The following is a 14,221-nucleotide window of genomic DNA, read 5'->3' on the forward strand; positions in this document are numbered from 1 at the left end:
AGAGGGCAGAAGGAAGAAGGAAGAAAAGGTACAAACCTCGCCCCTTGTTGGCGAAAAAGTAGGAATACTCTTTTCGTTAGCGAAGCGGCACGAAGTGCGATGCACAGCACAAAAAAAGATGTGTCCGTAGCACTTACCTCTTCCCTTCATGGGAGAGGTGTTCCTTCTGCCTTCTGCCTCCTGCCTTCTGCCTTGCCGCCTTTGGCGGCTTGATTAGTTAGCGCCGAAACCGGATCTGCTCCCCGTTGTCATCTGACTGTTGAGGATTTATTTTCAATCTCTTCAGAATCAATGGTTTGTCATCTCTAATCAGTTGCCTAACGATGTTCATTTTTTCCTCAAAAGTCAATACTTTTGCATCAGTTGTAACACTCGTAAATAACTCGCTGACCTTTGCTCCTGTTACCTTTTCACCTTTGACATATTTTCCTACTTCCATAACTACTTCTGCCAATCTTTCAATATCTAAACCCTGAATCATCTGTTTGAGATGCAACTTTAATTCTGCTAGTAATGTTTTAGCTAAGGTTGACTCAGTAGCTGATTGCTCAACAGAGTTAGAGGTGGATAAAATAGCTCTCTTCTTTACATGAGATTGCAACTCAGTTGTCAATGCTGTTTCAAAGTCATTGAATGTAGTCTTAGATGCAACAAGTTGTTGATGAGACTGAGAAAGTTGTTCTGTCAATCCTAATACTGCTTGGGCTAAAGCAGACTCGATAGCTGATTGCTCAATATAATCAGAGATTGACAGAATGGCTTTGTTTTGTGCATGAGATTGCAACTCAGCCGTAACTGCTTCATCAAAGTCATTGAATGTAGTCTTAGATGCAAGAAGTTGTTGATGAGATTGAGAAAGTTGTTCTGTTAATCCTAATATTGTTTGGGTCAAAGCAGACTCGATAGCTGATTGTTCAATATAATCAGAGATTGACAGAATTGCTTTGTTTTGTGCATGAGATTGCAACTCTTGAATCAAGGCTGTTTCAAAGTCATTGAATGTAGTCTTAGATGCAACAAGTTGTTGATGAGATTGAGAAAGTTGTTCTGTTAGCCCTAATATTGTTTGGGTTAAAGCAGACTCGACAGTTGATTGCTCAATATAATCAGAGATTGACAGAATGGCTTTGTTTTGTGCATGAGATTGCAACTCAGCCGTAACTGCTTCATCAAAGTCATTGAATGTAGTCTTAGATGCAAGAAGTTGTTGATGAGATTGAGAAAGTTGTTCTGTTAATCCTAATATTGTTTGGGTCAAAGCAGACTCGATAGCTGATTGTTCAATATAATCAGAGATTGACAGAATTGCTTTGTTTTGTGCATGAGATTGCAACTCTTGAATCAAGGCTGTTTCAAAGTCATTGAATGTAGTCTTAGATGCAACAAGTTGTTGATGAGATTGAGAAAGTTGTTCTGTTAGCCCTAATATTGTTTGGGTTAAAGCAGACTCGACAGTTGATTGCTCAATATAATCAGAGATTGACAGAATGGCTTTGTTTTGTGCATGAGATTGCAACTCAGCCGTAACTGCTTCATCAAAGTCATTGAATGTAGTCTTAGATGCAAGAAGTTGTTGATGAGATTGAGAAAGTTGTTCTGTTAATCCTAATATTGTTTGGGTCAAAGCAGACTCGATAGCTGATTGTTCAATATAATCAGAGATTGACAGAATTGCTTTGTTTTGTGCATGAGATTGCAACTCTTGAATCAAGGCTGTTTCAAAGTCATTGAATGTAGTCTTAGATGCAACAAGTTGTTGATGAGATTGAGAAAGTTGTTCTGTTAGCCCTAATATTGTTTGGGTTAAAGCAGACTCGATAGCTGATTGCTCAATATAATCAGAGATTGTATTTAAGAGTTGTCTGGTGGCTGGTTGTGAAGAATGGACATAATTTGTTTCTCTATTAAAAATTGTTGAATCTTGTCCGTTAATTTGTCTTGAGAGTTTCTCTGTTCGTTGACCTCGAAGCCCATCATCTGTAGAGCTTTGGTTAATTCCTGCAATATCGTCTCCATGCTCGAAGACTTTTTCGAGTTCAGCATCTCGGTTAATTGCTGCAAGAAATTCGCGTGACTCGCACTCATCTCGGTTAGTTTCTCGGTTTGACTCGTTTCTAATAACTTGATTAGCTCGCTCATCTGCTGGCTGTTGGTTTGTAACTGCTCGATTCTCTGGGTCAATTGCTCTATCTTCTCGGTTAGCAACTGTATCTGTGTTGGGTTGTTGTCGTTGGTTAAAGTCATGGGTTTGTACCTGTGGTTTATTTTGTAAAAGATAGGGAACAGGTAATGGGGAACAGGCAACAGTTTTTTCTATTTCCTCTTCCCTGTGTGTTGGTAAGAGATCCAATTTGTCATTCCCTGTTGCCCGTTCCCTGTTGCCTGTTCCCTCAAGTTGTATAGAACGTTGTTCTGGTGTCAGATGAGGCGGTGATGGAAAAGCCGCATTCAAGAAGCGTTGATTGTGCTGTTGCCAGTCTCTTAAACGCTTTGCTTCATGGCTCAATTTCTCGTAAGCTAGTGGCCCACTTGCGACTATGAAATCATCAACACCTTTAGAAGGCCCTGGCAAGCTGACAACTTTTACTCTTGCTCCAGCTTCTTGTAACAATCTTCCAGTCACGGAAATATCTCGTTCGATATGGAGCTTAGTTTCGGGCTTGGTTTCGTAGTCAAAGCAGAACTTGAAAACTCTCCCTTGTGTGGCGAAAACGGCTAACTCTTCATGAAGATAGGACTTACCGATTTTTTTGCCAAACTCGTCTTTTGGAGAGCGATATCCTGCTGAAATTCCAGGTAGCCCAATGGTAGCGTGACCCTGACTCAACAGGCTGGCCGCTTTTTTGGCTCCCTCTGCGATCGCACACGGTAAATTATATTTCCATACACAGTACCAAAATCCCGATTTGCGCTCCTGCTGGGTGGGATTAACTTTATGTTTGGAGTAAATGCGTTCGGCAATATCTTCAGAGACATTGAGCAAGAATATACTTAATTCAACCTTTGGGGGATGCTCATATTTAATGAATTTCCCTTCAATTATCTGGTTCTCCTCATCTTTTTTGGGTCTAGGTGTGTTCGGCTTGTAACATCCCCATCTTTTAATTGCAGGTTTATCACCTGGTGTTAAATCAGCAAATGAACGCGCATCAACTCCAGCATCACACCACCAACCACCAGCATCAAGGTGAGAATAGGCTTTGATTAACCCTTCACTAAGTCGCCCCGTATTTGTACGATTAAGTTTTTCGCTAACCATCAGCCTTTCCCAAGCCTCATGCTCACCACCTGCATAGTTGAACTGAAGGCTTTCAAAGTTTAGCGCTGCAATTTCTGGGTGAATGGCACTTGATTCAAACTCTTGCCAGTGTTTTGATTCAATAAAATTAGGTACTTCTTCTTGCTTTTGAGGTATCCAAAATGCTTCTGTTGGGGCAGCAGTCTTTAATACTGGTTTTTCAAAAACAGGAGACTTTCTATCATCTCTATGTTTCTCTTTGGGAGTGGGTTTGGCTACAGTTTCTAAACTCGTCGTAACTAATGGAACTGGCCGACTAACTGCCAAGGAGACTTGTTCTGTGATTGTTGGTTGAGCTTTCAGTACAGGCTCTGCTATTGCTACTTCAAGTTTTACTATTGGCTCATTAGCTCTTGGACTGACCGAGGCAGTTTTCGCCTGAATTCGTTCCGCTTTTAAGGAATTCATCAGCAATTCTAAGGCGTTATCTTTGGCTTTAGACTCTTGCGCCAGTTCCAGCAATTCTGATTTGTCTTTAGTATAAAGTTTGACGTTATGCCTAGCTCGACTAATCGCCACATAAAAACTTTCTTGCCCAATGGTGTGATCTGCCGCAATCAAGGCTAGGTCAGTGGTTTTACCTTGGCTACTATAGATTGTGCTGACAAGGGCATAGTCCAGGTTTTGCGCCTGTTTTAGGTTAATAGTTTCAGTTCGATTGCTATCTAAATACTGAATTTGGGCGGAATCTCCCTCAATCGCCGTGACTATAAACTCTTGACCATTGCGCCTTTGTAACTGTCGGTCATTTTTCTTCCATTGCAAGCGATCGCCTACAGCAATCTCAATTTCATCACGCTGGTAAACAGCTTTGTCAAAATTGGTATCTACTTCTAAACGTGTCCCAGCAGAGGTTTTTAATATTAGCCGATCAAGCTCCTTACTGAGTACTTCATAGACCTTGCCTTTCTCTAAACCCCGGCGCTTGTAGTTGCGCGTCGGCATTACCACATCACCCAGTTCAAAGTTATGAGTGTAGCGCATCTGGACTCTTGTAAGATTTTTTGCTTGCAACTGGGTAATGTTTGCAGTTGCCCCTAAACTTCCCTCAATTTTTAGCTTGCCTCGGATTGCCTGCGTAAGTGCCAACTTCTCTACATTTGTGCCAGCGAGTACTAAAGTTCGCGCTCGTTGCTCTTTCCCTAATCCTATATAGTCAGCAGCAATTATATCTAGCTTCGTATCAGCTGATACTTCCTGAATACTACCAATTGTATCTAATTGCTTAAATCCCGCTTCTACTCTCCCGTCTGCAATTAGGTCTACTGCAATTTTCAGATCCAGGTTACGCTGCCTATTTGATTGGTTTAAGTGCGCGGTCTTGATGCCAGCTTGTTGCAAGGATTTGAATGGGTTTCCAGCTTCTACTGCCGATAATTGCTTGGTATCGCCAACTAGTAATAGTCTTGCTCCCTCAAGGGTAGCTCTCTCTAACAGGGCATGAGCATCTTTGGCACTAAGTAAACCTGCCTCATCTACAACCCAAATCTGATTTGATTCAATTAGGGGTGCTGGCTCAGACACCAATAAACTGGCTACAGTCTCAGAATGTATGCCTAGTTCCTCACTCAGTACCTTTGCTGCCATTGATGAAGGGGCAAAAGCTTTGATTGTATAGCCCTGGGCGAATGCGATCGCGTTTAATTCTTTGAGGGCAAAAGTCTTACCAGCACCAGCTACCCCTTGCCACGCAATGAATTGGTCTGTCGTCGTTGCAGCTAGACTAACTGCCTGCCTCTGCCCAAGGTTTAGTGAGGTTTTATCCAACTGACTTTCAATTACTGGAGTTGAGCAGATAGGGTTTACTTTACTTTGTCCCGACTGCATTAATTCAATAGTAGCCAGTTCTCGCTTTACTGCTGCCCATGTTGTGTATTGCATCTGCACGTAAGGCAGAACAATTAACTCCTGATGTTGCTTGATCAATGGCTCAATTGCAGTCACATCAGTGAAGAGGCTTTCAGAAAGGATGAATTTCTCCAAATCCTCCTGCTTAAAAGCGACATTCCTCTCACTACAATGAGCAATTGCATTATCGAGTGCATCTTCTAGAGTTTGTTGTGAAAGAGAATCTTGTACAAAACTATTTGGCTCAACAGGAAGAGAGAAATTGATGCCCAGTGCCGCAGCTTCTTCATTCCACAGTGATTTGAGTTCCGATTCTGTTACCTTTTGCTTGCACTGCCGAGTATTATCCCAGATTTTTTCGCGTTCTGCCCATGTAGTTGATGCACCCGCCGCAATAATTTGCTGCCGCCGTTTTGAAAACGCCTCTAAGTCTTGTTCCTTGAACCCCTTGATCTCAAATTGTCCATGTTGACGTGGCTCGACCTCATACCCCAACTTGATTACTTCTGTTGCCAGATAACTTTGGTATGCCATACCCAGGAATTTCTTGTTGGCGAATATCTCATTATTGACCAAGCTCATCCACTTACCGTCTGCCTGGGTTGTGTTCATGACTAAGCAGTGGGTATGGAGATGGGGGTCTAAGGAGCGACTCTCGATGTGGTCAAACTCTGCAACCACCAAGTTAGCTGTGTTTACCCTGTGACGAGAATCTCCTTGTGTCACTCTAGTTATTGCGTAACGTTGTTCCATCAACGTTAATACTTTTGTTAATGCCTGATGATGCGCGGCAATTAATCTTTCATCTCCACCTACCAACGCCATTAGGCTCACACTCTTGGGGGTAGAGAATGTACAGTCTAACGCTGCTCTGCGTTGGTCGGGCTTTAGTACTCTGGCATTAAGTTGCTCACGACCATTAGGCGAAAGCCCAGAGATGACATTTTTAAACGCTTGCTGATTTTCAACTGCTCCTGATAAACCAAGCTTCTCTGCACCTTGACCACTCCAGCGTGACTTGCCTTGGTGATAGTAGTTCTTGATGAAGTAGTTGACTGCCATCTCTGATGACACGTTAGCAGCTGTTAGCATCGCTCACCTCTGCCATCAGCAAAACATAACTTAACTCGACGACTATTGAACAACCCCCAAAAAATATTGAAGTCATTGTTTAACGCCGACATCAAACTCGCTTTGGTTTGATGCCGAGTTAAAAATTTTTGATAAGACAATGACAGCAACAAATTTTTTATTCACCAACTCTCATGCACTTAAATATAGCAAATTATCGTCTAAAACTTTCTGCCAAATTTGGCGTACTGTGCGTAAGATTTTGCTATTATTGCTTTACTAAAAGAATAATATCATTGTAATAGTATATATATTAAAAACGCCTGTATTTAGAGGGATTGCGTCAGAGTTATGCCAGAATTGCGCCATTTTTTCGAGGAAAAAGCACTTGATTATCAATAAAATTAAATTGTTGATAAATACTATTTAAGATTTCAGAGTTATGCTAGAGTTATGCCGGATTTATATGAGTTTGAGCCTGTTTTTATCAAATTCCATAAATTTGCCATAATTGCGCTATTAACGACTTATGATTTGATGAAATGGTTGAGTAATTTTTGTTGAAAGTAGATGGCAGATTTAATAATCTCATTCGATCCGGGAGCATCGTTGAGTAGAGTTTTTTTTACTCTAGATTCAAGTAAGCCGGAGTTGCTTTTGATGGAACCCTACACAGCATTAATCCCGAAACAAAGCCTTTTAAGTTATGAGGAGGATGCGATTGGTGTATCTTCTCCAGAAAATTCAGCTTGGATTGAATACAATCAGCAATGCTGGGGTATAGGATTAATTTGTCAGAGGTTTTTTGCAGATTTGAAGTTAGAGCAGCCAAAATTTGAGCTAGCGATTTATAAAACCTTGGCTGTAGTGGGTGCTATAGCCCAAAAGAAGTCGTTAGCCAACGGTGCAAGTATTCGTCTGGGCATCTTGTTTCCTTACGGAGAATACTCGGATCGCAAATTATTTGAGATATCGATTACAGGCGCTCTGCTCAACTTTAAATGGAGAGGTGAAAAACGCTCTTTCAAGCTAGTGGAGTTTGTTTGCCGCCCTGAAGGATTTGGATTGCTCTCACGAGGACGTACAACTACTCATAATTTGCGTTCACGGAAAGTAGCGGTGGTGATGATTGGCTTTCGCAATGCCTCTATTTTGATTATGGATAAGGGTGCGATGACAAGTGGAGTTACAGAAGACTTAGGGTTTCATAAGTTAGTATCATCAGTACAGCGTCGGGTAGCTGGACAAAAACCTCTGTCTCTTGCGGCTGCTATTAGTGCTGCTGGTTCCAAAATAAATCTAAAAGCCTTATTACCTTTAGTTCGAGTCGAAGATGCTTTGCTACAAGAATTAGAAATTCAATCAATCAAATCAGCAATCAGTATTGCTCGTGAAGAATATTGGGCAGTGCTTTCAAGTTATTTGCATCGTTATATTCCATCAGATATTGATGAGATTATCTTTGCTGGTGGAACTGCCCACTATTTCAAGAGTGAATTGAATCGATTATTTCCACGTCCTGAAAAAATTTCCTGTGATGCCTTGGAATATTTAGTACAGCAAGAATTTTTATCTGAGAAACCTAAATCAGATTTATCCTTTCGCTTAACTGATAACTACGGTTTTTTCTCCTATCTTTGTAAAAATTCTCAACAGGTCGTAAATCATGCCTGAACAAGTTGATTTTCGTTTTCAGTTCAGTACTTCATCTCCTTATCTTCCCCTCTTAAAATATCTGAGTCCCAAAAATAAAACTCTTGAATTTCCGAGACAAAACATGATTATCTGGGCAATCGCTGCCTTTTGGCACCCGATAGCTTGTCGGTGGTTAGGAGGGTTCTCAGAATCAGATTTAAAATCAAAGGCAAGAATTTCAATTTACCAACTGCAACAACAAATTATTTATTTAGCTCAAACTTTTAACTTGGAGCAAGAACTGGAGAGCCATCTAATCGTTGCAAACCCTACCGACAAGGTTGATACACATTTTGGATCTTCACCTACTCACGAGGATGATGATTGTTTACTAGAAAATGCATTTAACTAGGAATAAATTTATGCCTTATACCAAAGAACTGCTACAACAAATATAGGAATCATATTTGATTTCTGAAAAAAACTACGAGATAATACGGACAGAATATTTGTCTAATAGCTAACAATGATAAACCAGCATCTACAAGCCGCGATCGCAGAACTACAAGAATTTATAGATGATCGCCCAGATGCGCGTGAGGTGAGGAAAGCGTTGGCAGTCAAATTGGTTTATCAAGGCTACAAGTATGAGGAAATTCAAACAATTTTAGATGTGTCACTGGGTTCGATAACAAGCTGGAAGCAAGCTTATGAGGAAGATGGAATTTCGGGACTGCGCCTGAACCACAAGGGGAAAAAAAAAGTTACTTAACTGCTCAACAACGAGAAGAAGTTTTAAGTTGGTTGCAAACAAAAGAATGTTGGGAACTTGGTGAACTCGAATATAAATTGGCTTTTGAATATGATGTAACTTATGAGTCAAAGCGGAGCTATTATGACTTATTTGATGCGGCAGGAATTAGTTGGAAGAAAACTACTTCTTTAAATCCAAAAGCTGACGAGGACGCTGTTGCTGCAAAAAAAAAAGAGATTGAAACACTATTGGCAAGGCATCGGCAGGAAATTGAAGAAGGAAAGTTGAGAGTATTGCTGCTTGATGAGTGTCATTTAATGTGGGGAGATTTAAGTGGGTATGTCTGGGGAAAAACTGACCAAGAAATAGCAGTGAGAGTTGTTAATATACGAGACAAACAGACATACGGGAGCTATGCGGTTTTGTCAGATCCTGCGATCGCTAAATCATTTTCTCCGTAATACAAATAAATTTATACCTATTAAGCCGTATTAAGACTTAAAAAGTAAAGATGAGTTTGAATCACAAGTTGCAAGACTCTCTTTTTTGACCCAAAAAAAGCTAGGATTCCCTTTGAGCAATAATTTCGAGGCAGGGATTATCTATTTTAATGGAAAAATATATATGTGCAACTCTAGATTTGAGTAAATCATTATCAAACTTTTCTTCGCAGGTAACAAAATATTTAGAATTGACGAACATCACAGAATGGAATGGAAAAATTCTTGAAGAAAGAGAAAGAAAGATTAGAGAACTTGCACTTATCTTAGCTGGTCAATGTATCGCGATTTTATTGTATAACCTTTCCCAATCTCAGTCAGCCAATCAAACCGCTATGAACCAAACAAAAGGCTGGTGGGGTGGCAATATGCAAAAACACGGTTATAGAACGCGGCAAATATTAACAGTCGGAAATGTTTTAGTTACTTTAAAATTACCATATATGGTAAGAAAAAATTCAACAGCTTCGACCAAAAATAAAATCTCTACTCAGGGAGTATACCCTTTATTAAAGTGGTTGGGGATGTCAGACGGTCTAACCCCATTAGTATGGTCAACAGTTGCCCAATACGGCGCAATCACTAGCTCATTTGAAGCCGCCTGTACAACTTTGACGGGTTGGGGAATTAACCTTAGTTTAAAACGAATTGAACGTTTGACATATAAATTTGGTCAAATTGGGATCAACTTACGTCAATCTAAAATCTTAAATCGCCAATTAGGGAATTTAGCTGAAGGTAATATTCTTAAAGACCAAAGAGTTGTGATCGCCGTAGATGGTGGTCGGAGTCGAATCCGAATTAATAAAAAGGGAAGAAAAAGTTCCAAAACCAAGCGACACGGGTTTATCGGCAAATGGGTTGAGCCAAAATTATTTACAATTTATGTTGTTGACGAGCAAGGTAAAAAAATAAATAGTTCTGAAATTCCTATTACGAATGATGGCACTTATGAAGGATATAAAGCGCTTTTGGAGATTTTAGAAGCGGATTTAGTTGACTTGGGAATTAGTCAAGCAAAACAAGTATTATTAATCGGGGATGGAGCGGAGTGGATCTGGATACATATTCCCCCACTTTTGACAAGATTAGGATGCCCAGTCGAAACTTATCAGTTATTCGATTTTTATCATGTTACGGAAAATATAAAAGTATTTGCAGACGCAGCTTTTAATGAAGAAGTACAGTCGAAAGAATGGTTTGTAAAAGTTAGAAAGAGTTTAAAAAAAGGTAAAGCTAAATCCTTAATTAGCCAGATGGATGAATTGATTGCTGTAGCTACTGGAGAGCGGTGTAAGATTATGGTAACTAAACGAAATTATATTTTAGATGCTTATCGTAAAGGACGTTTAAATTACGATAAAGCAATACAGAAAAAATTACCTATTGGTAGTGGTGCAATTGAGAGTTTAATCCGCCAAGTTGTCAATTTAAGAATCAAGGGTAACAGTAAATTTTGGTTGAAAGAAAATGCAGAAATTATGTTACATCTGCGTTGTCAATGGATAGCTAAAAGTTGGGATAATTTTTGTGCTTCCATATTTAATTCCTTTATCAAACCAGAAACTGCTTGATAAATTTTATACTTTAGCTCTACTTTCAACTTGTTATTTGCTTTAATTAACACTAAGTATAAAAGGCTAATTGTAGATATTTTTGTTAATAATCGTCAAATACCTTGCTAGTAATCTTTTTGAGATATCTCATCAAGATGAATTCTCGTGACTATCAACATATATTTAGTATAGGACTAGTATTTGATTTATGAAAAAATCTAAGTATATGTAGGGTGTGTTACGGCTTCCGTAACGCACCAAAATCTTCGGATGGTGCGTTAGCCTACGGCATAACACACCCTACTGAAATATTTTCAGAAATCAAATATGATTCCTATAACCCTCTTCTGTCACTCTCCGAAAACATTTGCCTTTTCTAAAATCTAGAGCTTTTGTATAACAAGCGATTGCGCGATTATTTTCTAATAACAAATACAAGTCCTATTTTTTTCTAATAGTATAGCTTGTATTGATTGCCTCATGAGGCTTCTAGCGATCACTTTCCCGGAAAGTGACAGAAGAGGGATAAATAAAGTTACTGTCTACTTAGATCCAATTTTTGCGATCGCACTTTGTTTACCGGATCTGACAAAACCGCATTGCTCCCCAGACATACTACGGGGCAGTTGACTATCTGGAGGGAAGCTTACTACTAAAAGCGTATAACGCAGGTAACTCAGAAAATACAATTGATTATCTACGTTATTTATTAGATCAGTCCCCCAATCAAAGATTACTTCTTTTTTGGGATGGTGCTTCTTACCATCGTTCACATCTGGTTCAAAACTTTTTAGGCGAGGTAAACCAAGATTTGTCTCAAGAGGAGTGGAAAATTCACTGCGTCCGCTTTGCTCCTAATTGCCCGTCACAAAATCCAATTGAGGATATTTGGTTACAAGCTAAAACCTGGGTGCGGCGTTTCTGTGCCTTGATTCCTTCGTTCTCACATCTCAAATGGATGTTTGAGTGGTTTATCCGGCACACTACCTTTGATTTTGCGACTCTTCAAATGTACGGAGCTTTTTCAGAAATCAAATATTAGTCCTATATATTCGCTCTCTGTAGAAGATGTTGATGCCACGTTGACAGCAAGTAATTTACCTATTGACCAAGCTGATTACAGTGATGAAGAAATTCAGTCCCGTTTTGATGTGATCCGAGCGTCAATTCAACAGGGTAAAACCTATAAGCAAGCGGCAGCACATTTTCAAAGACAAGAGAAAAAACGTGCTGATAAAACTGAATTTCCACCAATGAATATTCTGGAAATGTTAACTCACATTAAATCAGAGTACGGCATTGAGCTAGAACTAACTGAAGCGATTGAGATTATCAACGCTTGTGGACTATCTCCAAATCAGAAGGAGTATCGTCAGTTGGAGTGTGAGCGATTTCTCGAAGCTTGCGACCTAATTAAGGAGCAAAATAAAACATATTTTGATGTAGCTACTCACTTTGGCATAGTTCAACCCCAAGATGAGAGCCAGTTAATTGCTGAATTTTTTGGTGAAGAAGCATCTGTTTCTGAAGAGGAATTGGTCAATTTAGTGGATAATATTACCCGAAAACGCGCTCAAAATATTCCCGGACTAGTCAACCAAATGTATCTCAAGAATGTACTCCACGCACTTTCGGAAAACAAACAGGATATTAAGAATTTTTATTTAGGACTAGAACAACGTATATTGGAGCGCATTGAGGGAAAGTCACGATTGAAAACTTTAATGGCGAATCACTATCCGATGAAGGATTTTCCGCTTTCTTCGCCCACGCCGATGCTATCGCCCAACGTGTCCGAGAGTGGAACGAGTACCGATTAGAACAAGAAATTGCTGACCAAAAACGCACCATCGATCTGAAAATCGAGAAGGCATCTGATGTTAAAGCTGTTGAAAAGTTAAAGAAGTCCAAAGAATGGTTGAAACATCGCCAACAGAGGTTTGAAAAAGTTAAAGAGTTGCTTTTCTGGATTGGTGCTTGGGTCGGCTCTGGTCGCTCTGGTACTTTATTTTTCCTGAGTGGCATTGTAACATTCGCTACTCTTGGGCTAATCGCAGGACTCAACTGGCCTACCACCATCGCTTGTAAAAGTGGCTCTGGGGGATGTTATTTACTGCGATTTGATAAGAAAACCGTGATTCTTCCCCAACAATTCAAAAATATCCTTGCTGAGTACGAACGTAATAAGAACAAATCCAAACATCTTAAGAGGGAACAGGGAATAGGCAACAGGGAACAGACAAGAAACTAAAGTTTCAGAGTTTAAAGCTCAGTCAAAAAAAAAAGATGTTTTTTGAGATGTGTAGCACGAAAAAACAGTGTCATTATTTCAATCTCATGTTTAAAAACCATGAGTTTTTCCTGTTCCCTCTTCCCTCTTAAGAGTTCCTTATTCCCGCCCCAAAGGGGCTTCGTAAATAATTAAGAAATACTCATGTCCGAACTACAACAAACTAAGCTCTGGGACGATTGGGATGATATCAATTTATCAACTTCTGAACGTCGCATTGAACGCTTAGAAATACTGCTGTGCCAAAAAGTACACCAAGGCGAAGATATCTCTCAATGTCTGCAAGTTTTAGAGTACTTGAAAAATCGCACGACTCACCAAAAGTTAGAGTCTGTTTTCTTTAGGCAAGTTCATTTTAAAATGACTTTCAACTACTGGCAAATAATTAGTCAGGCTATGTTAATTTTTTTAGTCGCTATTCCTTGCTGTTTTGCCATGTATAAAATAGCTACTTCATCAATATCTAGTAGTTCTTCGTCTGAATTATTTCAGGGCAAACAATTATCAAAAAACACCCCACCACACGGGAAAAAACATCATAAATAAATCTAGTCACAGTGCGGTATATTTATTGACTGCACTGCACTTACTGAGCAAAGTAAAAAGGCAGTTTATGAATATTTACTTCCATGCCTGTTGTAGGCGATCGCTTTTTTTCATATATTCAGATAAAATCACTGTACTTGATGGATAAAGCGGGGTTACGGCGTAATCTCACCTACTTTAATAGAAGGTGTTTTTATCAAAAGGCAAGCTATCTTCCGGCTCAAAGTTCCGCAAGTCCTGTTCCATTTGGCGGCGGCGTTGAGCGTATGTTCTGCTGTCTTCAATCCTTTCTTTCATCCGTTCTTCACCAAAGTTAATGCCTTGTTCTGCATGTTCGGCAGATACAGCATCATAATTCTCGACTTCGTTTCTCTTACGCCACTCTTGGTGTTCCAAGGCACTTTCACTGATGCCAATTTTACGAGCGTATTCTACATATTCAGGTCTGAGAGAACCATCACGGTTAAATTCCTTTTTCTCTTGTTCAGTGAAGAAATCGTAGGCTGTGTAGATTGGCCACGGCTCTGGGTCAGTCTCATCCAGGTGCTTCCACTCGTCGTACTCTTCTTTTAATCTACGAGCATAATCATCGATTGCTTCTGGATGTGCGCCACGAGATAACTTTCGTTGTCTTACTTCATCTTTTAAAGTTCCATCTGCATTGAACTCTTCTTTATTCATATTTATCCAGCGCTTAATTCTTGACATAAAAACCTCCTAAAA

The 14,221-nt window shown here is 39.7% G+C and carries 8 protein-coding genes and 2 pseudogenes; 8 read left to right on the forward strand and 2 right to left on the reverse strand.

Annotation, left to right across the window (positions count from 1 at the left end):
• Positions 1-217: 217 nt before the first annotated feature.
• Positions 218-6,238, reverse strand: a complete 6,021-nt coding sequence (mobF, locus tag HUN01_RS02420; RefSeq protein ID WP_181927297.1) for a MobF family relaxase — start codon at positions 6,236-6,238, stop codon at positions 218-220.
• Between the two features lie 549 nt (positions 6,239-6,787).
• Here mobF and HUN01_RS02425 point away from each other — a divergent pair.
• The 8 genes and pseudogenes from HUN01_RS02425 to HUN01_RS02460 all read left to right on the forward strand — a co-directional run bounded on the left by HUN01_RS02425 (position 6,788) and on the right by HUN01_RS02460 (position 13,498).
• Positions 6,788-7,891, forward strand: a complete 1,104-nt coding sequence (locus HUN01_RS02425) for a ParM/StbA family protein (protein WP_181927298.1) — start codon at positions 6,788-6,790, stop codon at positions 7,889-7,891.
• Positions 7,884-8,264 (forward strand): hypothetical protein, encoded by a 381-nt coding sequence (locus HUN01_RS02430; protein WP_181927299.1) that lies wholly within the window; start codon positions 7,884-7,886, stop codon positions 8,262-8,264. The genes HUN01_RS02425 and HUN01_RS02430 overlap by 8 nt, the downstream gene beginning before the upstream one ends.
• Positions 8,265-8,402: 138 nt before the next feature.
• Positions 8,403-9,058 (forward strand): annotated as a pseudogene (locus tag HUN01_RS02435) (IS630 family transposase); the annotation flags it as partial.
• 158 nt (positions 9,059-9,216) lie between these two features.
• Entirely contained in the window at positions 9,217-10,680 is a 1,464-nt protein-coding gene (locus HUN01_RS02440) for an ISLre2 family transposase (protein WP_181927300.1), read from the forward strand.
• Positions 10,681-11,269: 589 nt separating this feature from the next.
• A pseudogene (locus tag HUN01_RS02445) lies at positions 11,270-11,704 on the forward strand (transposase); the annotation flags it as partial.
• Positions 11,705-11,744: 40 nt separating this feature from the next.
• The gene (locus tag HUN01_RS02450) at positions 11,745-12,482 is read left to right on the forward strand and encodes a hypothetical protein (protein ID WP_181927301.1); all 738 of its coding nucleotides are present in this window, start codon (positions 11,745-11,747) and stop codon (positions 12,480-12,482) included.
• A gap of 98 nt (positions 12,483-12,580) precedes the next feature.
• Positions 12,581-12,913, forward strand: coding sequence for a hypothetical protein (locus tag HUN01_RS35165; protein WP_238845408.1), 333 nt, complete (start codon positions 12,581-12,583; stop codon positions 12,911-12,913).
• Between the two features lie 183 nt (positions 12,914-13,096).
• Complete coding sequence (locus HUN01_RS02460) at positions 13,097-13,498, forward strand: hypothetical protein (RefSeq protein ID WP_181927302.1); 402 nt, start codon at positions 13,097-13,099, stop codon at positions 13,496-13,498.
• A gap of 177 nt (positions 13,499-13,675) precedes the next feature.
• Here the strand turns inward: HUN01_RS02460 and HUN01_RS02465 are convergent, their stop codons facing one another.
• Positions 13,676-14,206, reverse strand: a complete 531-nt coding sequence (locus HUN01_RS02465; protein WP_238845410.1) for a hypothetical protein — start codon at positions 14,204-14,206, stop codon at positions 13,676-13,678.
• Between the last annotated feature and the right edge of the window lie 15 nt (positions 14,207-14,221).

It is taken from the genome of Nostoc edaphicum CCNP1411 (assembly GCF_014023275.1).
GTDB lineage: Bacteria > Cyanobacteriota > Cyanobacteriia > Cyanobacteriales > Nostocaceae > Nostoc > Nostoc edaphicum_A.

What these genes read in the sequence shown, in the direction of transcription:
- mobF (WP_181927297.1), bottom strand. Translation starts at nt 6,238, where the DNA reads ATGCTAACAGCTGCTAACGTGTCATCAGAGATGGCAGTCAACTACTTC.
- HUN01_RS02460 (WP_181927302.1), top strand. Translation starts at nt 13,097, where the DNA reads ATGTCCGAACTACAACAAACTAAGCTCTGGGACGATTGGGATGATATC.
- HUN01_RS02440 (WP_181927300.1), top strand. Translation starts at nt 9,217, where the DNA reads ATGGAAAAATATATATGTGCAACTCTAGATTTGAGTAAATCATTATCA.
- HUN01_RS02465 (WP_238845410.1), bottom strand. Translation starts at nt 14,206, where the DNA reads ATGTCAAGAATTAAGCGCTGGATAAATATGAATAAAGAAGAGTTCAAT.
- HUN01_RS02425 (WP_181927298.1), top strand. Translation starts at nt 6,788, where the DNA reads ATGGCAGATTTAATAATCTCATTCGATCCGGGAGCATCGTTGAGTAGA.
- HUN01_RS02430 (WP_181927299.1), top strand. Translation starts at nt 7,884, where the DNA reads ATGCCTGAACAAGTTGATTTTCGTTTTCAGTTCAGTACTTCATCTCCT.